25 protein-coding genes are annotated in these 24,029 nt (G+C 71.0%); 17 read left to right on the top strand and 8 right to left on the bottom strand.

Annotated features, from left to right (window positions below; translation table 11 throughout):
* Positions 1-7 precede the first annotated feature (7 nt).
* Both leuD and HEB94_RS39610 read left to right on the top strand, forming a co-directional pair.
* Positions 8-619 (top strand): 3-isopropylmalate dehydratase small subunit, encoded by a 612-nt coding sequence (leuD, locus tag HEB94_RS39615; RefSeq protein ID WP_192754589.1) that lies wholly within the window; start codon positions 8-10, stop codon positions 617-619.
* Between the two features lie 692 nt (positions 620-1,311).
* Positions 1,312-1,854, top strand: coding sequence for an HU family DNA-binding protein (locus HEB94_RS39610; RefSeq protein ID WP_192754588.1), 543 nt, complete (start codon positions 1,312-1,314; stop codon positions 1,852-1,854).
* Positions 1,855-1,966: 112 nt separating this feature from the next.
* Here the strand turns inward: HEB94_RS39610 and HEB94_RS39605 are convergent, their stop codons facing one another.
* Positions 1,967-2,176 (bottom strand): cold-shock protein, encoded by a 210-nt coding sequence (locus HEB94_RS39605; RefSeq protein WP_192754587.1) that lies wholly within the window; start codon positions 2,174-2,176, stop codon positions 1,967-1,969.
* Between the two features lie 126 nt (positions 2,177-2,302).
* Positions 2,303-2,989, bottom strand: coding sequence for a 2-phospho-L-lactate guanylyltransferase (gene cofC, locus HEB94_RS39600; protein ID WP_192754586.1), 687 nt, complete (start codon positions 2,987-2,989; stop codon positions 2,303-2,305).
* A gap of 180 nt (positions 2,990-3,169) precedes the next feature.
* Here cofC and HEB94_RS39595 point away from each other — a divergent pair, with 180 nt between their 5' ends.
* Entirely contained in the window at positions 3,170-3,922 is a 753-nt protein-coding gene (locus HEB94_RS39595) for a lysophospholipid acyltransferase family protein (protein WP_337918245.1), read from the top strand.
* 60 nt (positions 3,923-3,982) lie between these two features.
* Here the strand turns inward: HEB94_RS39595 and HEB94_RS39590 are convergent, their stop codons facing one another.
* On the bottom strand, positions 3,983-5,131 hold the full coding sequence (locus tag HEB94_RS39590) for a trans-sulfuration enzyme family protein (protein ID WP_192754585.1): 1,149 nt from the start codon (positions 5,129-5,131) through the stop codon (positions 3,983-3,985).
* Positions 5,132-5,204: 73 nt separating this feature from the next.
* On the opposite strand from HEB94_RS39590, the gene HEB94_RS39585 reads away from it, so the two are divergent.
* The gene (locus tag HEB94_RS39585; RefSeq protein ID WP_192754584.1) at positions 5,205-6,359 is read left to right on the top strand and encodes a D-alanine--D-alanine ligase; all 1,155 of its coding nucleotides are present in this window, start codon (positions 5,205-5,207) and stop codon (positions 6,357-6,359) included.
* 231 nt (positions 6,360-6,590) lie between these two features.
* Here HEB94_RS39585 and HEB94_RS39580 read toward each other — a convergent pair whose 3' ends face one another.
* Both HEB94_RS39580 and HEB94_RS39575 read right to left on the bottom strand, forming a co-directional pair.
* Entirely contained in the window at positions 6,591-7,061 is a 471-nt protein-coding gene (locus HEB94_RS39580; protein ID WP_337918244.1) for a DUF3515 domain-containing protein, read from the bottom strand.
* A gap of 9 nt (positions 7,062-7,070) precedes the next feature.
* Positions 7,071-7,304: an Lrp/AsnC ligand binding domain-containing protein gene (locus HEB94_RS39575; RefSeq protein ID WP_192754583.1), complete on the bottom strand. Its 234-nt coding sequence runs from the start codon at positions 7,302-7,304 to the stop codon at positions 7,071-7,073.
* Positions 7,305-7,559: 255 nt separating this feature from the next.
* Between HEB94_RS39575 and HEB94_RS39570 the strand changes: the two genes are divergently transcribed.
* Complete coding sequence (locus HEB94_RS39570; protein ID WP_192754582.1) at positions 7,560-8,648, top strand: thiamine-phosphate kinase; 1,089 nt, start codon at positions 7,560-7,562, stop codon at positions 8,646-8,648.
* A 70-nt stretch (positions 8,649-8,718) separates the two neighbouring features.
* Here HEB94_RS39570 and rpmB read toward each other — a convergent pair whose 3' ends face one another.
* Entirely contained in the window at positions 8,719-8,904 is a 186-nt protein-coding gene (rpmB, locus tag HEB94_RS39565) for a 50S ribosomal protein L28 (protein WP_192754581.1), read from the bottom strand.
* Between the two features lie 188 nt (positions 8,905-9,092).
* Between rpmB and recG the strand changes: the two genes are divergently transcribed.
* Positions 9,093-11,357: an ATP-dependent DNA helicase RecG gene (gene recG / locus HEB94_RS39560; RefSeq protein WP_192754580.1), complete on the top strand. Its 2,265-nt coding sequence runs from the start codon at positions 9,093-9,095 to the stop codon at positions 11,355-11,357.
* 85 nt (positions 11,358-11,442) lie between these two features.
* Here recG and HEB94_RS39555 read toward each other — a convergent pair whose 3' ends face one another.
* Positions 11,443-12,129 carry an HAD-IA family hydrolase gene (locus tag HEB94_RS39555; protein ID WP_192754579.1) on the bottom strand — a complete coding sequence of 229 codons (687 nt, stop codon included), beginning with the start codon at positions 12,127-12,129 and terminating at the stop codon, positions 11,443-11,445.
* A 145-nt stretch (positions 12,130-12,274) separates the two neighbouring features.
* Here HEB94_RS39555 and rsmD point away from each other — a divergent pair, with 145 nt between their 5' ends.
* The 11 genes from rsmD to HEB94_RS39500 all read left to right on the top strand — a co-directional run bounded on the left by rsmD (position 12,275) and on the right by HEB94_RS39500 (position 23,012).
* Positions 12,275-12,850, top strand: a complete 576-nt coding sequence (gene rsmD / locus HEB94_RS39550) for a 16S rRNA (guanine(966)-N(2))-methyltransferase RsmD (protein ID WP_192754578.1) — start codon at positions 12,275-12,277, stop codon at positions 12,848-12,850.
* 87 nt (positions 12,851-12,937) lie between these two features.
* Positions 12,938-13,420, top strand: a complete 483-nt coding sequence (gene coaD / locus HEB94_RS39545) for a pantetheine-phosphate adenylyltransferase (RefSeq protein WP_192754577.1) — start codon at positions 12,938-12,940, stop codon at positions 13,418-13,420.
* 120 nt (positions 13,421-13,540) lie between these two features.
* Entirely contained in the window at positions 13,541-14,188 is a 648-nt protein-coding gene (locus tag HEB94_RS39540) for a hypothetical protein (RefSeq protein WP_192754576.1), read from the top strand.
* Between the two features lie 103 nt (positions 14,189-14,291).
* Positions 14,292-14,861 (top strand): YceD family protein, encoded by a 570-nt coding sequence (locus tag HEB94_RS39535; RefSeq protein WP_238361749.1) that lies wholly within the window; start codon positions 14,292-14,294, stop codon positions 14,859-14,861.
* A gap of 13 nt (positions 14,862-14,874) precedes the next feature.
* Positions 14,875-15,066, top strand: coding sequence for a 50S ribosomal protein L32 (gene rpmF, locus HEB94_RS39530; protein ID WP_192754574.1), 192 nt, complete (start codon positions 14,875-14,877; stop codon positions 15,064-15,066).
* Positions 15,067-15,074: 8 nt separating this feature from the next.
* Positions 15,075-15,845 carry a ribonuclease III gene (gene rnc / locus HEB94_RS39525; protein WP_192754573.1) on the top strand — a complete coding sequence of 257 codons (771 nt, stop codon included), beginning with the start codon at positions 15,075-15,077 and terminating at the stop codon, positions 15,843-15,845.
* A 25-nt stretch (positions 15,846-15,870) separates the two neighbouring features.
* Positions 15,871-16,728 carry a bifunctional DNA-formamidopyrimidine glycosylase/DNA-(apurinic or apyrimidinic site) lyase gene (mutM, locus tag HEB94_RS39520; RefSeq protein ID WP_192754572.1) on the top strand — a complete coding sequence of 286 codons (858 nt, stop codon included), beginning with the start codon at positions 15,871-15,873 and terminating at the stop codon, positions 16,726-16,728.
* Positions 16,729-17,544: 816 nt separating this feature from the next.
* Positions 17,545-17,742, top strand: a complete 198-nt coding sequence (locus tag HEB94_RS39515; RefSeq protein WP_192754571.1) for a hypothetical protein — start codon at positions 17,545-17,547, stop codon at positions 17,740-17,742.
* Between the two features lie 274 nt (positions 17,743-18,016).
* Positions 18,017-21,580: a chromosome segregation protein SMC gene (gene smc, locus HEB94_RS39510; RefSeq protein WP_192754570.1), complete on the top strand. Its 3,564-nt coding sequence runs from the start codon at positions 18,017-18,019 to the stop codon at positions 21,578-21,580.
* A 146-nt stretch (positions 21,581-21,726) separates the two neighbouring features.
* Positions 21,727-22,749 carry an ABC transporter substrate-binding protein gene (locus tag HEB94_RS39505; protein ID WP_192754569.1) on the top strand — a complete coding sequence of 341 codons (1,023 nt, stop codon included), beginning with the start codon at positions 21,727-21,729 and terminating at the stop codon, positions 22,747-22,749.
* Positions 22,750-22,841: 92 nt separating this feature from the next.
* Positions 22,842-23,012, top strand: a complete 171-nt coding sequence (locus HEB94_RS39500; RefSeq protein WP_192754568.1) for a hypothetical protein — start codon at positions 22,842-22,844, stop codon at positions 23,010-23,012.
* Between the two features lie 105 nt (positions 23,013-23,117).
* Here the strand turns inward: HEB94_RS39500 and HEB94_RS39495 are convergent, their stop codons facing one another.
* A complete protein-coding gene (locus HEB94_RS39495; RefSeq protein ID WP_192754567.1) occupies positions 23,118-24,029 on the bottom strand; it encodes a M56 family metallopeptidase in 912 nt (303 codons plus the stop codon).

Below are 24,029 nucleotides of genomic sequence, written 5' to 3'. Positions count from 1 at the left end.
CACCGACATGGACAAGTTCACCCTGCACACCGGCAAGGCCCTGCCGCTTCGGCGCGCCAACGTCGACACCGACCAGATCATCCCGGCGGTCTACCTCAAGCGGGTCACCCGCACCGGCTTCGAGGACGGGCTCTTCGCCGCCTGGCGCAACGACCCGTCCTTCGTGCTCAACCAACCTGAGCACGCGGGCGCCTCGATCCTCGTCGCCGGGCCCGACTTCGGCACCGGCTCCTCCCGCGAGCACGCCGTGTGGGCTCTGCAGGACTACGGCTTCCGGGTGGTGCTGTCGTCCCGCTTCGGCGACATCTTCCGCGGGAACGCCGGAAAGGCCGGCCTGCTCGCCGCCCTCGTCGACCAGAAGGTCGTCGAACGCCTGTGGTCGTTGATCGAGGAGCAGCCGGACGTCGGCGTGACGATCGACCTGGAGAACCGTCTGGTGCTCGCGGGTTCGGGCGAAGGTGCGATTCGGGACTCCTTCGACATCGACGACTACACCCGTTGGCGGTTGCTCGAAGGGCTCGACGACATCAGCCTGACGCTCTCCCACGCGAGCGACATCGACGCCTACGAAGCCCGTCGACCCAGCATCCGGCCGACCACCCTTCCGGTCGCCACGTAGGACTCGGCGAGGTTTCCGCCCGCCGGAGACCGCCGTCTGGGAACGCTTCCAGCCCGGCTCCAAGGCCCGCTTCGAAGGCCTTGGCGCCGGGCTTCCTGCGTTCTGGGGGCGACATGCCGGTGCGCGACACGCCGAAGCGGGGGAGACTTCACAAGTTTTTTTGCAAATTTCCCCCGGCCGTCCGGGCGGTCGTGGTGCTGGTGTGCCCGGGGTTCCTTGTCTGGTGGGCATCGCGGGACCTGGTCGGTCGGCCGGCCGGCCGCCGACCCTCTCGCGGTGGGGTCGGAGGTGGCCGATCCTGAGGGTCGGAAGGGCGGTGAAGCCACCTGTGCGGTCGCGCGCCAGGGCGACGTTTTCCCTACCAGGCAAGAGAATCCTGGCGTCTCGGTATCTCGCCCCGGCCGGTCACGCGAGGCGGTCGCGGTTCCTCGCGATGCTCGCGTCGAGCGGACCGGAGGCCTCCGCGGGATGCCGCATTCCCAACCCCTGCAGGGCGGACGCGACCCGTGGAAAGGGCTCCCGAAAGTCGCAGTCGGACGCGTTCGAGAGGGCTGAACCGGGCACAAAGGGGGCAGGATCGGAGTCGATATCGGGGAGGTGGCGCTGACGGTGATTGAGTAACGGCGCTACATTCCCTAACGTGCGCATGAATCGAGCGCAGGCTCGTACTACCCCGTTCACGGAGGGAAACAGTGAACAAGTCTCAGCTGGTCGAGGCGCTGGCACCGCGCTTTGACGGCAACAAGAAGGAAGCCCAGCACGCGCTCGAGTCGATCATCGACGTGATTACGCGCGCTGTGGCGGCAGGTGACAAGGTAGCCATTACCGGCTTCGGCGCTTTCGAGAAGATCGACCGTCCGGCTCGCATGGTCCGCAACCCTCGTACGGGCGAGCGGAAGCGTGCGAAGAAGACCTCGGTTCCGAAGTTCCGCGCTGGGGCGGAACTGAAGGCCGTCGTCTCCGGCAGCAAGAAGCTGCCGCGGGTCTCGGCGACCGCCGCCGCGACGACGGCCAAGAAGGCCGCTACGCCGCGGGCGGCAGCCACCAAGACCACCGCGACGAAGGCTCCGGCCAAGAAGGCCGCCGCCACCCGGGCGCCCGCCAAGCGGACGACCGGCGTCGCGAAGAAGGCGACGACCGCCAAGAAGACGCCGAGCACCACGACGGCCAAGAAGACCACGGCGAAGAAGACGACTGCCAAGCGGACGCCGGCGAAGCGTACTGCGAAGCGTTGACGCGCCAACGCACCAGACAAAGCAGAGGGCCGAGCCTCCTGGAGGCGTCGGCCCTTCGCTTGTCCCCGGTCAGGTCCTGGCCGGCCCGCGAAGGTCCACCAGGGCGTGAAGATCATTCCCGCAGTGTGTAGATGCGCAGCGACCGCACCCGGGTGGTGGGTCCGCTGCCATCCACCTCGATCTGGACCCGCTGTCCAAGTCGTAGGTGGCGCAGGCCGGTGCCGGTGAGGGCGTCGGCGTCGTAGCTCAACTCGACGCCGTCGTCGACCAGCACCGTGCCCGCGCGGGTGGCGGGGTCGAAGGTACGCACCGTTGCCTGCATGGATCGCAGCCTATGGCCTGTGCCCCGATCATGGGGGCCGGGTGAGTCGAAGGGTGATCCTTTCGTCCACCCGGCGCCATGGGCTGGGCCGTGTCCCAGGTCGTGTCCTGCGGATCAGGACACGACCTAGTCGGCTCCAGGATCCACCGGTCGAAGCAGCGCCGTCAGGGCGGCGTCGGTTCGTGGGCCGACGCCGAGATCCCTGGCCTGGTGGAGATCCTCCTCGGTGTCGACGTCCTTGCGTACGGACGGGATCGTCGGCAGGAGGAGTTCGACGGCTCCGGAGGAGAGATGGGCGGCTCGTGACGGGCCGCCGAACCGCGGTGCGAACGCCACTCCCTGGTTCGCGCAGTACAGAGTCGTGCCGATCCCGGCGGCGTCGCCGACGAACGACGTGGGATGCGCCTGCGCCGCGGCGAGGGCGAGTGCCAACTCCTGCGGACGTAGGGCGGGCAGGTCGGCCAGCATCGCCGCGACGGCGCAGTCGGGCCTGCGGGCGCGGGCGAGCGCACACCCGTGGCCGAGGGCGGCATTCAGCCCACCGGTGGGTTCGTCGGGGACCACGAGGGCACCGAGTTCGGCCAGCACGGCGCCCGATTCGGGGTCCGGCGTGATCGCCAGAACCTCCGTCACACTGGGGCAGGCGAGCGCGGCGCCGATGGTGTCGATCGCCATCGCTCGCGCGAGCCCGGTGCGGTGCTGACCGGCGAACGGCGCGAGCCGGGACTTTCCGATCGCGGCCGGCTTCACGGGGACGACGAGGCTCCAGCCGACGGAACCCGACGGCTGGGCGAGACGTTCTTGCGTTGACATCGACCCCGATCCTCTCAGCCCGGTGCAAGGAAGGGTCGACCCACCGTTCGACACCGATGCGGACGTCGTTCACACTGTGGCGAGCGACGTGGGCGCCCGGACAGTGCGCGCCTGCCCGGATGCCCCAGCAGTCGCTGCACATCCTCGCGTTCGACGTGAGGGGTCGACGAGGAGGAAAGCGTGCCCTTGCCCACCACTGGCCGGTGCTACGACATCGCCGCGGCCGCCCTGCGGCCCGCCATGGCGGCACTGACGAAGCGTGATTGGCGCGGAGCTGAGAACCTTCCGCGGGAAGGCGGCTTCATCGCCGTCACCAATCACTTGTCCTACTTCGACCCGGTGGCCGTGGGACTCTTCATCCATGATCAGGGGCGGGCCGCCCGGTTCCTGGCGAAGGCGAGCCTCTTCGGCATCCCGTTGGTGGGCAGGTTCCTGCGGTCGGCCGGCCAGATCCCCGTGCACCGGGAGAAGCGCACGGCCGGCGACGCCCTCGAGGAGGCCTGCCTCGCAATAGATCGCGGCGAGTGCGTCGTCGTCTATCCGGAAGGAACGATCACCCGCGACCCGCAGCTGTGGCCGATGGTCGGCAAGACCGGTGCCATCCGGATCGCCCTGCGGACGGGCTGTGAGATCGTTCCCATCGCGCAGTGGGGCGCACACGAGGTGCTGATGCCCTATGCGAAGTTCCCGAGGTTGCTGCCGCGCAAGACGATGCGGATGCTCGCCGGACCGGCGCTCGATCTGTCCGCCTACCGTGGACTTCGGCCCACTCCGGCCGTCCTGAAGAAGGCGACGGGTGAGCTGATGGAGACTCTCACCCGGCTCGTCGCCACCCTGCGCTCCGAGCTTCCGCCGGCGGTCCGTTTCGACCCGGGCAAGATGGACTTGCCGACGATCGGCAACCCGTACAAAAAGCGGGCCAAACAGTCATGAGTTCCTGACCGGGAGTGGCCCCGCCCGCCCGGATGGGCGGAGCGCCTCGCGGCGATGGGCCTATGCCTGGGAGGCGAGTACGCCGTCGAGTGCGGTCGAAAGGTCGGCCCACAGGTCCTCGACGTTCTCGATGCCGACACTCATCCGGACCAGGTTGTCCGGAATAGTGGCGATCTCACCCGCCCAGCGGCGCCGGCGTTCGAAGGTCGACTCCACCCCGCCGAGGCTCGTCGCGTGTACCCACAGGCGAGTGGAGCGGGTGAGACGGTCCGCCGCCTCGGCGCCACCGCGTACCTCGATCGAGATCACCGCGCCGTATCCCTTCATCTGCTCGCTGGCGCGACGATGCCCCGGATCCGATGGCAGGCCCGGATACCGCACCCGCTCGATCGCGGGGTGGTCGGCGAGCCGTCGGGCGAGTTCGGCCGCGTTGGCAGCCGCCCGCTCGACGCGCAGGTGCAGGGTGCGCAGCCCCCGCAGGGCGAGCCAGGTCTCGAACGTGCCCGGGATGGCGCCGATCTTCTTGCGGTGGTTCAGCAACAGTTCGTGCAACTGCTCGCCACGCGGCGTAGGAGCGGTCACCAGGGCGCCCAGGACGAGGTCGCTGTGGCCCGCGAGGTACTTCGTGGCCGAGTGGAGGACGATGTCGGCCCCGATCTCCAGCGGACGTTGGAGCAGTGGCGTGGCGAAGGTGTTGTCGACGACCACGACGGCGCCCGCCTCACGCACACCCGCGCACAGTGCGGCGAGGTCGGCGACCTCCAGCGCCGGGTTGGTCGGCGACTCGAGGATCACCAGGTCGGCGCCGGGTACGAGCTCCAGCACCGCCTCGGTGTCGGCGACGTCGACCAACGGCGCGGCGCTGAGGCGGCCGGCGTCCACCAGATCGCCCAACTGGCCAAGGGTCCCGAGGTAGGCATGGCGGGGCGCCACGACGACCCCGCCGACCGGCACCAGGTCCAGGACGGTCGCGACGGCGGCGAGGCCGGAGGCGTAGGCCAGCGCCCGGCCGCCTTCCAGGGCGCCGAGAACCTCCTCGAACGCCGTCCAGGTCGGGTTGTCGTAGCGGCCGTACTCCATCTCGCCGCCGGCGACGTAGGTGGACGCGAGAACCACCGGCTGGTTGAGTGGCGCGTCCGGCGTGTGCGGCGGCCGTCCGGCGGTGACCGCGAGGGTGTCGGGACTGAGGCTGGGCTCGAAGTCGGGCATACGGCGATTCTTCCCGAGGCGGTCCCATCCGACCGGTCACCCCGTCTCATGGGGGACCGGTAGGGTCTTGTCGGTGAGCGAGCAAGAGCGCACCCAGGCCTCCGGCGCACCGCAGGCCGGACGCAAGCCACGCGTGGCCATCATCTTCGGTGGGCGTAGCTCGGAGCACGCCGTCTCGTGCTCGACCGCGGGCAGTGTGCTCCGGGCCCTGGACCGGGAACGTTACGACGTGATCCCCATCGGTATCACCATGGAAGGCCGCTGGGTCCTGGAGAAGGACGAGCCCGAGCGCCTCGCGATCCAGACGGGCCGCCTGCCCGAGGTCGACGAGAAGGGCACCACGGTCGTGCTCGCCAACGATCATGGCGGTGAGCTGGTGTCGCTCGACCCGGGCTCGGTTCCCGGGACGCTGGGCGAGGTTGACGTCGTGTTCCCCTTGTTGCACGGTCCGTTCGGCGAGGACGGCACCCTGCAAGGGCTCCTGGAGATGGCCGACGTCCGCTATGTCGGGGCCGGGGTCCTCGCGAGCGCCGTGGCGATGGACAAGCACTTCGCCAAGCTCGTCTTCCAGGCGCAGGGTTTCCCGGTCGTGCCGTACACCCTCATCAAGCCGGCCCAGTGGGAAGCCGATCCGGCGGCCTGCGCGGAGTCGGTCGCCTCACTGGGCTTTCCTGTCTTCGTCAAGCCGGCCCGGGGCGGGTCGAGCATCGGCATCACGAAGGTGACCGATCCCGCCGACCTGGCCGCGGCCGTGGAGAAGGCGCAGGAGTTCGACCCCAAGGTGCTCGTCGAGGCCGCCGTCGAGGGCGCCCGGGAGCTCGAGTGCGGCGTCATCGAGGGCCTGGAGGGTGGCCGGGCCCAGGCCAGCGTCGTCGCCGAGATCCGCTACGACAGCGAGTACGACTTCTACGACTTCGAGGCGAAGTACCTCGACGACGAGACCCACGTCGACCTGCAGCTCCCGGCCGCGCTGGACGAGCAGCTGACCGCCCGGGTGCGGGAGTTCGCGGTGACGGCGTTCGAGGCACTCGGCGTCGAAGGCCTTGCCCGGGTCGACTTCTTCCTCAGCGCCGACGGCACCCTGCTGCTCAACGAGATCAACACCATGCCCGGCTTCACGCCGTACTCCATGTTTCCAAGGATGTGGGCGGCGAGCGGACTCGACTACGCCGCGCTCTGTGACCACCTGATCCAGCTCGCCCTGCGCCGCCCGACCGGGCTGCGGTAGGGCCGGTCCGCGAGACCCCACGACCACCTCGCCGCCGGGGACAGCGAACGCGCTCAGCGTCTCCCTGTCCCCGGGCGGGCCAGTGCTGCCCGGACCTCCGGGCGGGACGCCCGCCGTAGCCGGCGAGGTCCGTAGGAGGGGTTCCCTGGCGCACGGCCACCGCGTCAGGGAACCCCCTGCCGGTGGGGACCCGGTGGGAGGGCGCTGGGGGGGAGGCTCCGCGGCCGGAGATCAGACGCAGGCGGTACGGACGGGCACCGTCCGCCTGATCGCCTCACCGACGTCCACGAGGGCGTTGGCGGGCGGCTCGTAGGCCGAGGGGACCGACATCTCGACGTACGCCGACCTGCCCACGGTCGTGAAGATGTATCCGCGGGCGGCCTTCTCGGCGAACCATCCGACGCCCTCCACCTCGAGGCAGGTGGAGTTGGAACGCAGCTTCGCCGGGCGAGGGACGCCGCAGCGCAACAGGATCGGCGGGTCGCCCCATGTGGCGGCGAGCGCACCCTCCGGCTGGACCGGACGGCTCGGCTGGTCGAGCACCTTCGCGGGCAGGGCCGCCATCAACGAGCGGCAGGTGGTGGCGGCCGTGCCGGTCGGATGCGGAGGTTCCACGGTGACCGAGGAGGCGCCACATCCGGAGACCGCGAGGAGGCACAGGAGCGCCCCGCCTCCCGCACCCCGCCACGTGGCTCGCTTCACCGGCGCCACTCAGATGTGGACGACGGGGCAGGTGAGAGTCCGGGTGATGCCGGACACCCCCTGGACCTGCGCGACGACGAGCCGGCCGAGTTCGTCGACGTTGCTGGCCTCGGCCCGCACGATCACGTCGTAGGGCCCGGTGACGTCCTCGGCGAGGGTGACGCCCGCGATATGCGAGATGTGCTCGGCGACCTCCGCCGCCTTGCCGACCTCGGTCTGGATGAGGATGTAGGCCTGGACCATCGCTGCACGTCCTCCCGGCTCGTGGGCCCGCACCACACGGTAGCGTCGTCGCGATGCTCCGGGTCGGGTCACGTCGGTGTGCACGCTATCGCGGCAACCACCGCCGTGTATGCCTCGGCCAGGAAGTCTAAGGTCCTGCGCCGGGGCCGGGCCGTGGAAGCGGCGGCCTGGGCGGCACGATGGAAGCAGATCCAGATCGACGGCCCGTCGCCGTGCCGGGGTACGGTGCCGCGGGCCAGACAGGGAGCGGTGCGGGTGAGCGGGACGAACGGATCCCAGGCGGGTCGACAGCAGCCGGCGGAGGGGGAGACCCTCGCCACGCTGGGGGAGTTCGGCCTGATCGCCGCTCTCCGCGAACGCCTGCCGTCGAACGCCGACGTCCTGCTCGGCCCCGGCGACGACGCGGCCGTGGTGGCCGCCGCCGACGGCCGGGTGGTCGCCACCACCGACATGCTGGTCGAGGGCCGGCACTTCCGTCGCGACTGGTCCGAGCCCTACGACGTGGGTCGCAAGGCCGCCGCGCAGAACCTCGCCGACGTCGCGGCCATGGGCGCCGTACCCACCGCGTTGCTGGTCAGTTTCGGTGCGCCGGGGGACCTACCGGCCTCGTGGGCGCTGTCCTTCGCCGACGGCCTGCGGGACGAGTGCGCGGTCGTGGGCGCCTCCGTCGCGGGCGGCGACGTGGTGTCCTCCGGCCTCGTGGTCATCTCCATCACCGCGCTCGGCACGCTCGCGGGGCGGCCGCCGGTGACCAGGTCCGGTGCGCGTCCCGGAGACGTGGTCGCGGTGTGCGGACGCCTCGGCTGGTCCGCGGCCGGGCTGGCGGTGCTCGGTCGCGGGTTCCGCTCGCCCCGGGTGGTGGTCGAGGCACACCGGCGCCCCGAGCCGCCGTACGACGCGGGTCCGGAGGCGGCGGCACTGGGTGCGAGCGCCCTGATCGACGTGAGCGACGGCCTGCTCGCCGACCTCGGTCACATCGCCGAGGCGAGTGGCGTCCGCATCGACGTGGACTCCCGCACCATGGAGGTCGCCGAGCCGCTCCAGGCGGTCGCCGCGGCGATCGGTGCCGATCCGCTGGCATTCGTCCTGACCGGCGGTGAGGACCACGCCCTGGTCGCGACGTTCGGTCCGGACGTCCTACTCCCGGAGCACTGGCGCGTGATCGGCAAGGTGCACGCAGCCGCCGCTGAGCCGACCGCCGACTCGACCGCTCACGCGGGCGATCACCCGGCGACCGGGGAGGAGTCCGTCAGGGGCGAAATGTCCGGCACGGGTGAGGCCCCGCTGGTGACGGTCGACGGCGGCGCGTACGCCGGTCCGGCCGGCCACGACCACTTCCGCTGACCGCGCCGGGCATGGCAAAAGGCCGGCCGCCCCGAGGGGCAGCCGGCCGATTGGACGCGTGAGGGCAGGGTCAGCGACTGACCTTGCCCGCCTTCAGGCAGGAAGTGCACACATTGAGCCGCTTCGGTGTGCCGTTGACGGTCGCACGAACCCGCTGGATGTTGGGGTCGAACCGTCGACGCGTGCGGCGGTGTGAGTGCGACACGTTGTTGCCGAAGCTGGGTCCCTTGCTACAAACGTCGCAGACGGCAGCCACCGGAGACTCTCCCGAGCAAGATGAGGATATGGACCGCTGCCCAGGGCACGCGGTGCACGGGACAACCGGTTGAGAGTATCCGACACCCGCCCGGATACGCCAACCGGGCTGCTGGGGGCGGGTGTCGCTAGCCTCTTCCGAAGAGTGGAGACACGTCGACCGGGAGCGGCGAGGAGGCAGACGGGGCGATGGCGAAGGTACTCCCGATCACGGCGAAGACCACCCTGGGGACACAGCTCGCGAGCGTGGTGAGTCCGGCCACCGGGAAGGCCCTGCGTGAGCGGCTCGACCTGGTGACGGTGGGTGACCTGCTGCGCCACTACCCGCGCCGATACGTCCAGCGCGGCGAGCTCACCGACCTCAACGCCCTGCAGGCGGGCGAGGACGCGACGGTGATGGCCGAGATCGCCTCGGTCCAGAGTCGGCCGATGCGCAACCGCAAGGGCACGCTCGTCCAGGTGGTCGTCACCGACGGCAAGGGCAAACTGTCCCTGACCTTCTTCAACCAGAAGTGGCGGGGCACCCAGCTGCAGGTCGGCATGCGGGGTCTGTTCGCGGGGAAGGTCGACAGCTACCGCGGCACCCGGCAGCTCACCCACCCTGACTTCGTCCTCCTCAGCGACGAGGAGTCCGACGACGACACCCTGGTCGAGGCGTTCGCGGGCCGGTTGATGCCGATCTACCCCGCGACCTCCCAGCTCGCGACCTGGGGCATCGCCCGCTGTGTCCGCCGGGTGCTCGACGCGCTCGACACCCCTCCCGACCCGATCCCACCGGACGTACGCGAGCGGCACGGCCTGCCGGGCCTCCGGGACGCGTTCTACGGCCTGCACCGGCCCGACACCTGGGACGACGTCCAGGCCGCGCGGGCGAGGTTCCGCTTCGAGGAGGCCTTCGTCCTCCAGACCGAGCTGGCCCGGCGACGTTCCGCCGCGCGTGAGCTCGCGGCGAAGCCCCGCGAGGCGGTGGCCGACGGCGTGCTCGCCGCCTTCGACGCCCGGCTGCCCTTCGAGCTCACCGCGGGCCAGCGCGAAGTCGGTGCCGCCATCAGCGCCGACCTCGCCCGCGACCACCCCATGCAGCGGCTCCTGCAGGGAGAGGTCGGCAGCGGAAAGACCGTCTGCGCCCTCCGGGCGATGCTGACGGTGGTGGACGATGGCGGCCAGGCGGCGCTGCTCGCCCCCACCGAGGTGCTCGCCCAGCAGCACTACCGCTCGATCACCCAACTGCTCGGTCCGCTGGCCGAGCGCGGCTTCATCGGCGGTGCCGACAACGGCACCCGGGTGGCGCTGCTCACCGGTGGCCAGAGCACCGCGGTGCGCCGGAAGGCCCTGCTCGAAGCGGCCTCCGGCGAGGCGGGCCTGGTCGTCGGGACCCACGCGCTGCTCGAGGACAAGGTGCAGTTCGCCGACCTGGGACTGGTGGTGATCGACGAGCAGCACCGGTTCGGGGTCGAACAACGCGCGGCGCTCACCGGCAAGGCCGGCGGAGCCCCGCCGCACGTCCTGGTGATGACGGCCACCCCGATCCCGCGCACGGTCGCCATGACGGTCTTCGGCGATCTCGAGGTGTCGACGCTCACCGAGCTGCCGAGCGGCCGCGCACCCATCCAGACCAACGTCGTACCGCTCGCCGAGAAGCCCACCTGGCTCGACCACGTCTGGCGGCGGATCCGCCAGGAGGTCGAGACGGGCCGCCAGGTCTACGTCGTGTGCCCCCGGATCGGCGACGACGAACCAGAGGAGGCATCCCTCGTCGAGCCTGACGGCACCCGGCCACCGGTGCTCAAGCTGATCCAGGGTGGCCAGGGCAAGCCCGACCGGGCGCCCTCCAGCCGCCCTGACGCCATCGCGCTGGTCGATCTCGCCGCCGAACTCGCGGACGGCCCCCTCGCGGGTCTTCGGGTCGACGTTCTGCACGGGCGGTTGCCGTCGGACGCCAAGGACGCGGTGATGCGGAGGTTCGCCGCGGGGGAGATCGACGTCCTGGTCGCCACGACCGTGATCGAGGTCGGCGTCGACGTACCCAACGCCTCGACGATGGTCGTGATGGACGCCGACTGGTTCGGGGTCTCCCAGCTGCACCAGCTTCGCGGCCGAGTCGGGCGCGGCGGCTATCCGGGGCTGTGCCTGCTGGTCACCGGTGCCGCCGAGGGAACGCCGGCCCGCACCCGCCTGGACGCGGTCGCCTCCACGACCGACGGGTTCGAGCTCAGTCGACTCGACCTCGAGCAGCGCCGCGAGGGTGACGTCCTCGGCGCCGACCAGTCCGGCCGCCGGTCGAGCCTGCGGATGCTGGCGGTGATCCGGGACGAGAAGGTGATCGCCGACGCCCGCGCCGACGCGACCGCGGTCGTGACGGCCGACCCGGGCCTCGCCCGGCTGCCGGCGTTGCGGGAGGCTGTCGCGGCCCTCTACGACGACGACCGCGCCGACTACCTCGAGAAGACCTAGCGGGCCCCCGCATCCGCGCTGGCGGCGTTGCCGTCGTCACTCGTACGACACCGCTACGCGTGTCCTCCTCGCCAGCAGGACACCGCTACCCGCTGGCGAGGGTGAGGACGTCTCGCAGGTCGGTTAGGCACGCGCCGGTCCAGGTGATCGGGTCGAAGACCTGCGCCCCGGCGTGGTCGGGCGCAACCAGCCGCAGGGCGCGCATCCCCACCGCCTCCGCGCCGGGGAGTTCGTTGCTGTCGCCGTCACCGACGTAGACGCAGTCCGAGGGCTCCACACCCAGCCGCTCGCAGACGAGCAGGAAGATCGCCGGGTCCGGCTTCTTCAGCCCGACCTCCACCGAGAAGACCGGTGCGTCGACGTACGGCGCGATGGGGAAGGTGTCCCAGGCGGCCGGCAACTCCTGCGTGCAGTCGCTCACCACCCCGATCGGGACACCCCGGTCCCGGAGCGCCCGCAGGGTCGGCTCGGCCTCCGGTCGGAGCCGGACGTAGTCGCGCTGCGTCGCGATCCGGGCGGCACACGCGGCCGCGCAGGTCGCGTCGTCGATCTCGACGCCGCAGGCGCGGGCGAGCCAGCGCATCGTGCCCGCCAGATCCCCGAGGGCGCCGCGGGCGCGATCGGGCCAGGACCGGCGCAGCGCCGCCTCGTAGTCCTTGGTCGGCACGCCGAGGGCCGCCGCGACCTTGGCGTGGTCGCGGGAGCGCTCGGTGGTCGAGGCGCTCTGGGAGAGCGTCCCGAAGAAGTCGAAGATGACCGCACGCGGGTACACGCGATGACCCTAGGCCACGGCGGGGCGTTCGGGCCGCCCTTCGGATCATCGTCGATCGGCGGCTCGTGCACGCGGGCCGCCCGCGCGCCCGTCCTCGGCGAGGAACCTGCCGGCGCGGGGGAGGCGTGCGAGAGGATGAGCGGCGATGAGTCGCATCGTCGCAGGAGAGGCCCGCGGGCGGCGGCTGTCCGTCCCCGAGGGGCGAGACACCCGACCGACGTCCGACCGGGTCCGGGAGGCGCTGTTCGCGTCGCTGGAGGCCGACCTCGGGCACCTCGCCGGCCGCCGGTTCCTGGACCTGTACGCCGGGAGCGGGGCCGTCGGTATCGAAGCCCTGTCCCGTGGAGCGGCAGCGGCGGTCCTGGTGGAGTCCAACCGCCGGGCGGTCAACGTGATCCGGGACAACCTGCGCACGATCGGCCTGCCCGGTGGCAGGGTCGTGGTCGGCAAGGTCGAGCGACTGGTCGCCGGTGCACCACCGGACTCGGCGCCCTTCGACGTGGTCTACGTCGACCCGCCGTACGCCATGACCGCCGCGGCCGTGGCCGGCGTCCTCACCGAGCTCGCCGCCCACGGCTGGCTCGAGCCCGACGCCGCGATCGTCGTGGAACGCTCGTCTCGAACGGCGGAGTTCACCTGGCCGCCGGGGTTCGTTTCCGACCGGATGCGGAAGTACGGCGACACGACCCTTTGGTACGGTCGCGCCGCGGGCGGGGACTGATTCCATCGGAGTTCCATCGGAGTCCCTCGGGGACCCCTCGGGGTCCTCGCACCGGTCCGCCAGAGTCGCCGACAGTGGGAGCCGTCAGTGCACCGAGCCGTCTGCCCGGGGTCGTTCGACCCGGTGACCAACGGACACCTCGACATCATCGTCCGAGGTGCCCGGCTCTTCGACGACCTCACCGTCGCGGTGGGCACCAACCCGCACAAGGCCGGGCTCTTCACCGCGACCGAGCGGGTCGAGCTGCTCCGCGAGGTGACCAAGGACCTGCCGGAGGTGCGCGTCACGACGTTCAACGGCCTGCTCGTCGACTTCTGCCGCGAGCAGGGGATCCAGGCGATCGTGAAGGGCCTGCGCGCGGTCGGCGACTTCGACTACGAGCTGCAGATGGCACAGATGAACCTGCGGCTCACCGGTGTCGAAACGGTCTTCGTTCCGACCAGTCCCGAGTACTCTTTCCTCTCATCGAGTCTGGTCAAAGAGGTCGCCACGTACGGCGGTGACGTTTCGGGCCTGGTGCCCGACCACGTGTTGCGCCGCCTGACCGAGCGCCTCGGGGAGGTCCGCTAGGCGGCAGGGGAGCGCGAGAAGTGAGCCGACGCTCGCTCGCGTGACCGGAGACGAGAAAGCACCGGGACCCGCCTTGGCGTGAGATCGCCGAGCGGGCCGGGGGGAGCGAAAGGACACACGGTGGACGTGCAGGACAAGCTCGACGAACTCCGCAGGACCGTCGAGAAGGGGCGATCCATGCCGCTGTCCGCGTCGTGCATCGTCAACCGGACGGAGCTCCTCTCCGGCCTCGCCGAGGTGGAGCGCCTGCTGCCGCCCGAGCTCGCCGAGGCGCGCAAGGTCACCGAGGAGCGCGACGCGATCGTCGCCGAGGGCCGCGCGGAGGCGCAGCGACTCCTCGAGGAGTGGGAGCGGGAGCGGGCCGATCTGCTCCAGCGCACCGACGTCTACCGCGACGCCCGCAAGGCTGCCGAGGAGCTGACCGCCCGGGCCGAGGAGGAGGCGGAGGCCTTGCGGCGGGAGGTCGACGACTATGTCGACCACAAACTCGCGGGCTTCGAGATCGCGCTGCAGAAGACCCTCGCCTCGGTGGGGCGCGGCCGCGAGGAGCTGCGGGCCGCCGAACCAGGCCGAGGTGGACGTCGAGGTGATGACCCCGCGGCGCGCCGGGAGGTCGACGAGTACGTCGATCAGAAGCTCAGCCGTTTCGAACACTCTCTGCACAAGACTCTGGACGCTGTGACACGAGGACGCGAGCGTCTCCGTGACCGGAGCGGACTCGACACCTACACCGTCGACGAGGACGCGCTGCCGCTGCCCGGTGAGTGAGTCGAGCGGGGCGGCGTTGAGCGGGCCTACCGCCCTCGGGTACCCTCGTTAATCGGTCTCCATCGGGGCCGGTTCCGTCATGCGATCAGAAAGCAAGGACGCCTTGAGCACCGTTGACCCTCAGGCGCCGCTCGTGCTCGACACTCGCGAGCTCGGCCGCCGCCCGGGGGCCCAGCGCAAGCTGCAGCGTTCTGTGCCCGCACCGGCTGGACTCGGCACCGATGTGCTCGGCGTACCCGAGGGCACCGAACTGGAGCTGCGGATGCGGCTCGAGTCGGTGATGGAGGGTGTGCTCGCGTCGGGAACGGCGCGGGTGCTGCTCGCCGGGGAGTGCGTACGCTGCCTGGAGCCACTGGAGCAGACGCTCGAAGTCGACTTCCAGGAGCTGTACGCGTTCCCGGAAAGCGACATCGAGGACGACGAGGCCAGCCGTCTCGAGGGTGATCTTCTCGACCTCGAGCCGGTCGTACGGGACGCGGTGGTGCTTGCGCTGCCGTTCCAACCGGTGTGCAGCGACGACTGCCCGGGGCTCTGCACTCTGTGCGGTGCGCGCCTGGCCGACGATCCTGACCACCAGCACGAGGCGGCGGTCGACCCCCGTTGGTCGGCACTCGCCGGTTTGGCGCTGGACGACACAGATGAGGTCGCGGGCAAGCCCGACGACCCTAGGTAAAAGGAGTAGTGGCGTGGCCGTTCCGAAGCGGAGGGTTTCGCGGAGCAACACCCGTAGCCGGCGGGCGCAGTGGAAGGCATCCGTGCCCCAGCTGGTCACCTGCGCCAACCCGGCGTGCCGGTCCTCGCACCTGCCGCACCGCGCGTGCCCGCAGTGCGGCCAGTACGGCCCCCGCGCCGGGCGCCGTCAGGTTCTCGACGTCTGAGTTTCGCCGTGGACCGCGTCGGGGGAAGTGAGGCGTACGACGAGCTGAACGCCAAGCTCGGTCTGGTGCTCGACAGCGCCCTGCTGGAGCGTGCGCTCACACATCGCTCGTACGCCTACGAGAACGGCGGCCTGCCCACCAACGAACGGTTGGAGTTCCTGGGCGACGCCGTCCTCGGACTGGTCATCACCGACGCGTTGTTCCGCACCCATCCCGACCTGTCGGAGGGGCAGCTCGCGAAGCTGCGCGCGGCCGTGGTCAACATGCGGGCGCTCGCCGACGTGGCGCGCGCCCTCGACCTCGGCAAGTACCTCCGGCTCGGTCGGGGCGAGGAGACCACCGGGGGGCGGGACAAGTCCTCGATCCTCGGTGACGCGGTGGAGGCCGTGATCGGCGCGGTGTACCTCGCCGGCGGCTTCCCGCTCGCCACGGAGTTCGTGCACCGGCTCTTCGATCCGCTGCTCGAGTCGTCGGCACGTCTTGGTGCCGGCCTCGACTGGAAGACGAGCCTGCAGGAGCTGACCGCCCGCGCGGCCCTCGGCGTGCCGGAGTACGTCGTCGAGGAGCGCGGACCAGACCACGAGAAGGTCTTCACCGCCCACGTGGTCGTCGGTGGTACCGACTACGGCCTCGGCACCGGGCGGAGCAAGAAGGAAGCCGAGCAACAGGCCGCCGAGGCGGCGTGGACCGGGATCCGCGCGATGCTCGGGGAGAGCACCGACGGTTCCGCGGAGCGGCGGACCGAAGCCAAGGGGACCTCCGGGTCCCCCTCCGCCTGACGTCGCGAGATGGAGCTCGGCGCCCGTGCCTGAGTTGCCTGAGGTCGAGGTGGTCCGCGGTGGCCTCGAGGAGCACGTCGTCGGTCACGTGATCGCCAGTGTCGAGGTGCGGCACCCGCGTCCGATCCGCCGGCACCTGGCCGGCTCACAGGACTTCATCGACCAGTTGCTCGGCCGGCGCGTCACCGGCGCCCGCAGGCGCGGTAAGTACCTCTGGCTTCCGCTGGACTCCGGTGACGGGCTGCTCGCCCACCTCGGGATGAGCGGTCAGTTCCTCGTCCGACCGAAGGACGCCCCCGACGAGACGCACCTGCGGGTGCGGTTCAGCTTCGCCGACCAGCCGGCCCTGGACCTGCGCTTCGTCGACCAGCGCATGTTCGGTGGGCTCTCCATCAGCCCGGGCGGCGCCGAACTCCCGGCGGAGATCGCGCACATCGCCCGTGACCCGATCGATCCGGAGTTCGACGACGACGCGTTCGTCGCGGCGCTCCGCCGTCGACGGACCGGTGTCAAGCGGGCCTTGCTTGACCAGAACCTGATCTCCGGGGTGGGGAACATCTACGCCGACGAGGCGTTGTGGCGTGCCCGCCTGCACTACGCACGAGCCACGGACACGATGCGCCGGCCCGACGTCGTACGCCTGCTCGCGGCGGTCCGCGAGGTCATGGGCGCCGCGCTGTTGGCCGGTGGCACGTCGTTCGACCGGCTGTACATCAACGTCAACGGCGAAAGTGGCTACTTCGAACGCTCACTCGCGGTGTACGGACGCGAGGCCGAACCCTGTGAGCGCTGTGGTTCACCCATCCGACGGGATCCGTTCATGAACCGTTCCTCCTACACCTGCCCTCGTTGCCAGCCTCGGCCGCGACACGGGCGTTGGTGAGACGCATATCCGGTAACCGAGACGGAGCGGCGTCGGTCGGCGCGCCGGGCGGAGCCCCACGTGCCACGTTGGAAGACATGTCCGGGCAGGTCGTTCGCTTGATGGGACACCGTCTTCGTTCGTGAGACGCCGACGTGAGACAGCGAGTCCGGATTTTTTCGGGGCTTCTGGCACCGATTCCATCGGGACGGTCCGGTGTCTCGTCCGCTCGATCCGGGTAGGCCGGCCGCACGACCCCGTCAGGTGCGACGGAGCGTGACCGGTGACGGAACGTCGCCGTAGCGGCGGCGCTGACGACGACGAGGGTGTGTCGGCCCTCGTTCGGCCTGACCCGCACCTGTCCTTGGGTGTCCAACGACCCGCATCACTGGGATCACTCGCATCGCCTTTACCAGAAGGAGGTTTGGGCTCCTGTCGTCAGAGAATGAAGACAACCGGGGGCGCTACGTGGGAGATGATCTTGAGTTTGGCCGGGGTGTGACAAACGTCATTCGTGCCGTAAGACACGCGCGAAGGGTGTTGAGCGATGTTCCGCACGGGAGGCGTGCACTCGGGGGGCCGCCGGCCGTGTGGACTGTGCGCGCGAATCTCCTTACCTGTAAGGGATCCGGTTTCTGTGTCCGGCTTGCGCGCTCCTGGTGAATTCCGAGGATAAGTGGGGAGCGCGATCAGTTAGCTACAGTGCGTCGTCGTCCGGTCACCTTGACGGCACGACGGTCTGGTGAGACTCTAGATGCACCGCCAGCACTCCCTGCCCCGCTTGAGTGCTGTGACATAGCGATCCATCGATCGGTCTCTCAGCGTGGAGGACCCCCTATGGCGAAAGCGCTCCTCGGCCACGTCGGTGGCCCCGACCCCCGTCTGGTCTCCGAGGTGCGACGTCTGCAGAAGCGAGTTTCGGAGCTGGAGGCGCACGTGATGCGACTCCAGGCTGAAAACGACTCCCTGAGCGCAGTGGCCCACGACGGGCAACTGCTCACGATCGAAGCGCAGCACGAGCCCGCTCTGACGTGAGGGAGATCCCGGACTCGTCCGCGGACCAGCCTCGAAAGACACCAGTACGGACGGGACGCCTCATTTGAGGCGTCCCGTTTAGTTTGCCCGCCGCGTCGGCGTCGAGGCTCGGGACGGTCCCGGGTATCGTCGGGCGAAGGTCTTTCCCGCCCCCAGACCTCCGCGCAGGGTCCCACCCGGGCCGGCTCTCGGCGAGCGCGCCGCGGACGTCCGACCGCGCCGCACACCGGCTTGAGGGAACACTGAGCGGCGGCCAGTACCGAGGAGCCGCGCGTTGTACCTCAAGAGCCTGACACTCCGCGGGTTCAAGTCGTTCGCTTCCTCGACGACCCTGCACTTCGAGCCCGGCATCACCTGCGTCGTGGGACCCAATGGATCGGGCAAGAGCAACGTCGTCGACGCTATCGCCTGGGTGATGGGCGAGCAGGGGGCCAAGAGCCTGCGCGGCGGCAAGATGGAGGACGTCATCTTCGCCGGCACGGCCGGCCGGGCCCCGCTCGGGCGGGCCGAGGTCGTCCTGACCATCGACAACACCGACGGCGCCCTGCCGATCGACTATGCCGAGGTCACGATCAGCCGGATCATGTTCCGCAACGGTGGTTCGGAGTACTCCATCAACGGCCGGACCTCCCGGCTGCTCGACGTCCAGGAACTCCTCTCCGACTCCGGCATCGGTCGTGAGATGCACGTCATCGTCGGTCAGGGCCGACTCGACTCGATCCTGCACGCGACGCCTGAGGACCGGCGCGGCTTCGTCGAGGAGGCGGCCGGCGTTCTCAAGCACCGCAAGCGCAAGGAGAAGGCGCTGCGCAAGCTGGACGCCACCGAGGGAAACCTCACCCGGCTCCAGGACCTGCTCAGCGAGATCAGGCGCGCGTTGCGGCCGCTCGGCAAGCAGGCCGAGGCGGCGCGGAAGGCGGCGGTGATCCAGGCCGACGCCCGTGACGCGCGGCTACGCCTGCTCGCCGACGACCTCGTGCAGATCACCTCCACCCTTGCCCGCGAGGTCGCCGACGAGAACGCCGTCCGCGAACGCCGGGCGACGGTGGAGCGCGACCTCAGCGTCGTCCACGCCGAGGAGGCCGAACTCGACGAGGCGCTCCGCGAGGACGCGCCGCGCGTGGCCCGGGCCCAGGAGACCTGGTACCGCCTGTCCAGCCTGAAGGAGCGGCTGGGGGGCACCGCCAGCCTGGCCGCCGAGCGCAGCCGGCACCTCGCGGAGGCGCGCGAGGAGGAGCGTCCCGGCCGCGATCCAGACGAACTCGAGGCGCAGGCTCTCCGCGTCCGCGAGGAGGAGGCGGCGATCGAGGCCGAGATCGAGGGGCACCGCGACGCCCTCGACGAGGCGGTCGGACGCCGGCAGGCCACCGAACGCGCGCACGCGGAGGAGGAACGCCGGATCGCCGCCTTGACCCGGGCGGCCGCCGATCGTCGCGAGGGACTCGCTCGTCTGACCGGTCAGGTCAACACCGTCCGAAGCAGGCTGGAGACCCGCGAGGCCGAGATCCAGCGGCTGACGGCCGCCCGCACGGAGGCGGAGGCCCGTGCCGAGGCGGCACACGCGGAGTTCACCGCGTTGGAGACCGACGTGGCGAGCCTGGACGCCGGCGAGCGGGGCCTGGACGAGGTCCACGAGACCGCGTCCGCCGCCCTGGAGGCTCTCGAGGAGCGCCTGGTCGAGCTCCGGCGGGAGGAGCAGGAGGCGGAGCGCGAGCGAGCCGCACTCGCCGCCCGGAAGGAAGCCCTCGAACTCGGCCTGGCCCGCAAGGACGGTGCGGCGGAACTCCTCGCCGCGACGGAGCATGTCTCCGGTGTCCTGGGGTCGGTCGCGGCGTTGCTGACGGTCGAGCCCGGCTACGAGGCCGCCGTGGCCGGTGCGCTCGGTCGCGCCGCGGACGCGGTGGCCGTGGAGTCGATCGACGCTGCCGTCGGTGCCCTACGGCACCTACGCGAGGAGGATCTCGGCCGCTCCGGCCTCGTGGTCGGTGGTGCGGCACCCGGTCCGGATTCCGACCCGCACGGCTGGCCGAGCCTGCCGCCCGGCGCACGCTACGCCGTCGATGTCGCGAGCGCGCCGCACGACGTCCTTCCGGCGCTCGTACGCCTGCTCACCAAGATCGCCGTCGTCGAGGATCTCGCCGCGGCCCGCGCCCTGGTGGCCGACCATCCCGACGTGCTGGCGGTGACCCGCGACGGCGACCTGCTGGGCTCCCACCTGGGTCATGGCGGCTCGGCCGCCCAGCCCAGCCTGCTGGAGGTGCAGGCCGCCGTCGACGACGCGACGGAGCGGCTGCGGGAGGCGAGCGGGCGTGCCGAACGGTTGCGGACCGAACGCGCCACCGCCGAGGAGGAGCGCGCGGCCGCCGCCCGCCAGGTCGAGGACGCGCTCTCCCGGCTGCACGAGTCCGACGCCGAACTCGCCGCCGTCGCGGAGCGGCTCGGCGAGCTGGGATCCGCGGCGCGCTCGGCCCAGGCCGAGGCCGAGCGCCTCGGCACCGCCATGGACCAGGCGCGCGAGGCCGTCGAGCGCGACCAGAGCGGCCTGAGCGAGCTGCAGGAGCGGCTGTCGACGGCGGAGGACGCCCCGGACGAGGAGCCCTCGACCGAGGAGCGCGACCAACTCGCCGAGGAGAGCCGGGACGCGCGCCAGCGGGAGATGGAGGCCCGGCTCGGGCTGCGTACCGCTGAGGAGCGGGGCCGGGCGCTGTCCGGGCGCGCCGACTCCCTGGAGCGCGCGGCCCGGGAGGAGCGAGCGGCCCGGGAACGGGCGCGGCTGCGCCGGGAGCGCCGGGTCCGTGAGGCCCAGGTGGCCGGTGCCGTCCTCGCCGCCGTACGCCAGGTTCTCGGCCGGCTCGAGTCGTCGCTGGCCGCCGCCGGGCGGGAGCGTCAGGAGGCGGAGCAGGCCCGGACCGCGCGCGAGGCGCAGATCAACTCCGTGCGGCAGCGGGTCCGTGCCCTGGCCAGTGAGCTGGACGCGCTGACCGACTCGGTGCACCGGGACGAGATGGCCCGGGCCGAGCAGCGGCTGCGGATCGAACAGCTGGAGACCCGCGCGGTCGAGGAGCTCGGCGTCGACCCGGAGACTCTGATGCGCGACTACGGTCCCGACATACCCGTTCCGCCGTCTCCGCCCGCCCCCGGCGAGGAGGAGTCCGAGGATGAGCCGCGGCCCTACGACCGGGCGGAGCAGACCAAGCGCCTCAAGGCCGCCGAACGCCAGCTCACCCTGCTGGGCAAGGTCAACCCGCTGGCACTGGAGGAGTTCGCCGCGATGGAGGAGCGTCACACGTTCCTCTCCCGCCAACTCGAGGACCTGAAGGCGACCCGTAAGGACCTGCTCGAGATCGTCCGGGAGGTCGACGACCGGGTCGAACAGGTGTTCACCGCCGCCTACCGCGACGTCGAGACGCAGTTCCAGCACGTCTTCAACCGGCTGTTCCCCGGCGGGGAGGGGCGGCTGATCCTCACCAACCCCGACGACATGCTCTCCACCGGCGTGGAGGTCGAGGCCCGTCCGCCGGGCAAGAAGGTCAAGCGACTCTCGCTGCTGTCCGGCGGTGAGCGGTCGCTGGTCGCGGTGGCGTTCCTGGTGGCGCTGTTCAAGGCGCGTCCGAGCCCCTTCTACCTCCTCGACGAGGTGGAGGCGGCGCTGGACGACACCAACCTCGGCCGGCTGCTGGAGATCTATGAGGAGCTGCGGGAGACCAGCCAGCTGCTGGTCGTCACCCACCAGAAGCGGACCATGGAGGTCGCCGACGCGCTGTACGGCGTGTCGATGAGGGGTGACGGGGTTTCCGCCGTGATCAGCCAGCGGATCCGGGAGGCGGAGTCGGCCTGACCGGCGCGGCGGTTCGCGGGTCGGCGCGGCGGATGCGGCGGATGCGGCGGATAGGGATGGACCAGCGGCAACCGGCCCGGGTCGGCGATCATGGGCGCGGGGTAAGCACCTCCTAGCGAACTCCCTCACACCGAGAGGCGACTGCCGTGTCCGTACGACGTGCACTCGCGCTGGTGGTCGGCGTACTCCTCACCGTGGGGCTCACGGCCTGCACCAACGGCCGGGCGGACCGGGACGAACCCACCGCGTCGCCGACGGCGACCGGCACGTCCCGACCCGCTCCGTCCGCGCGGCCGAAGGTTCCCCCGGTGACGGTCAGGGACGTTACGGGACAGGTGCGGCTGCGGGCGGCGGCCACCCGGGTGGTCGCCCTGGACTGGCCCTACGCGGAGAACCTCGTCGCCGTCGGCGTCCAACCCGTCGGCGTGGCGGACCGGGCCGGCTATGCCAGCTGGGTCGGCGCGGACCCGGCCGCGAGACTTTCCTCGAAGACCGCCGACGTCGGGCCGCGCGGGCAGCCCGACGCGACGAAGATCCGCGCCCTGCGTCCCGACCTGATCGTGGTCGACCGGACCCGGGCGCAGAGGTGGGTCAGCGGACTGCGGAAGATCGCTCCGGTGCTCGTGTTCGACCCGTACCGCGCCGATATGTCCGCCTGGGAGGAGATGCGGACGACGTTCACCGAACTCGCGCGCGCCGTCGGGCGGTCCGACCTCGCGGCGGCGACGCTGATTCGGCTCGACGCGACGATCGCCGCGGGCAGGCGGGACCTGGCGGAGGCCGGGAAGGCTGACATGCCGTTCGCGCTCGCCGAGGGGTACTCCGACCGGGGCGTCCCGACGCTGCGGATGTTCGCGCGGAGTTCGTTGGCGAGCGAAGTGCTGGAACGCCTCGGCCTCCACAACGACTGGAAGGGCGACCCCGATCAGTACGGCTTCACCACGGTCGGCGTACCCGCGCTGAACTCCGTGGCGATGGCGGACTTCCTCTACCTCTCCGATGCGCGGGACAACATCTTCACGGGGCAGGTCGCCGACGGCTCGACCTGGAAGGGGCTGGAGTTCGTCCGGACGGGTCGCGTGCACCGCCTCGGATCGGGTGCGTGGCTCTTCGGTGGACCGCTCTCGGCCGAGCGCTGCGTACGGGAGGTCGTGAAGGCGCTGACCTGACCCCTTCCCCGGGAATGATCGCGGGGCGCGGGGGACGGGCGGGGCGGAGGTGGCTGGAGTTTCGTCCCACCCGGGAAGGGAACTCTCATGCTGTGATTGCTCTCATCGGGTCGCTGCTGGCGATCATGACGCTCGCGCTGGTGGTCATGGCGTGCGTCGCCCTCGCGGGCAAGGCGAGAGCCCGCAAGCCGGTCGACGAGGACGAACGTCACAGGCTGCTGCGAAATCCCGCCGAACGCCGTCGACTAGACGACGCGGCGTGACCGAGGAGTTCCTCGGAGGAGAACGTCGAAACGGGCCAGAACCGCGCGAAGCTACGGAGATCGCGGCCCGGAACCGGTCGGAGAACGCCGTGGAGGCAGGTGCGCTCAGCGCAGCAGTTCGGCGAGCCCGGACAGCCACGGTATGGCGAGCGTGACGGTCGGAACGACGACGAGTCCGCCCGCGGCGAGATACGTCGCGAGGGCCAGCGCCCGGTGGGACTCGCTCGGCATCGCGAGCCGGCGTACCCGTGCCAGGGTGCCGACCCCACCCGCGGCCAGTCCGCCGGTGGGAGCCGACGGCGTGGACGCGAGGGCGACCAGTGCCCGAGCGACCGGCGGTGCCCCCACCCGACGGCGGGCGGCGTCGTCGGCGAGCATCTCGATCAGGAGGTGGCCCTGTTCGAGTGCCGTACGACTGCGCACCCAGCGGGGAAAGGCCTCGCGCAGGGCCGTGAACGCCTCCAGCACGAGGTCGTGACGGGCCCGCAGGTGGGCGAGCTCGTGGCTGAGAACGGCACGCAACTCCTCCGGCTCGAGCTGGTCCAGCGTGCCGGAGGAGACCACGACCCGCGACTCGCGGACGCTGGGCAGGCAGTAGGCGAAGGGCGTGTTCTCCGACAGGACCCGGATGCCGGGCACCACGAGATCACCGTGGTGGACGCGCCGGCCCGGGGTGGCCAGCAGGTCGACCAGCATGCGGTGGTGGCGCCGCCGGGCCCGGGTGCGAACCGCGACCTTCACCGTCGCCCAGACCAGCCGGACGAACACCATGCAGGTGAGGAGCGTCACCAACGAGTGCAGCACGATCGCCACGGCACCACGGTCGGGCTGGAGCAGGACGTTCATGCCGAGGCTGAGCCCGGCTCCGAGCGCCGCGAGGACCGCGGCGAGGGCGAGGGCCTGCCACAACACGATGGCGGCGCGCGGCACCCGCATGGGCCAGCGCGCACGGCCGAGGAGTTCCGGTACGGGCCAGGTGAGCAGCAACGCGAGCATGCCCAGGGCGACCGGCGTCAT

The organism is Actinopolymorpha pittospori (assembly GCF_014873875.1).
Classification (GTDB): Bacteria; Actinomycetota; Actinomycetes; order Propionibacteriales; family Actinopolymorphaceae; genus Actinopolymorpha; species Actinopolymorpha pittospori.
This window is presented reverse-complemented; position numbering and strand designations above follow the sequence as displayed.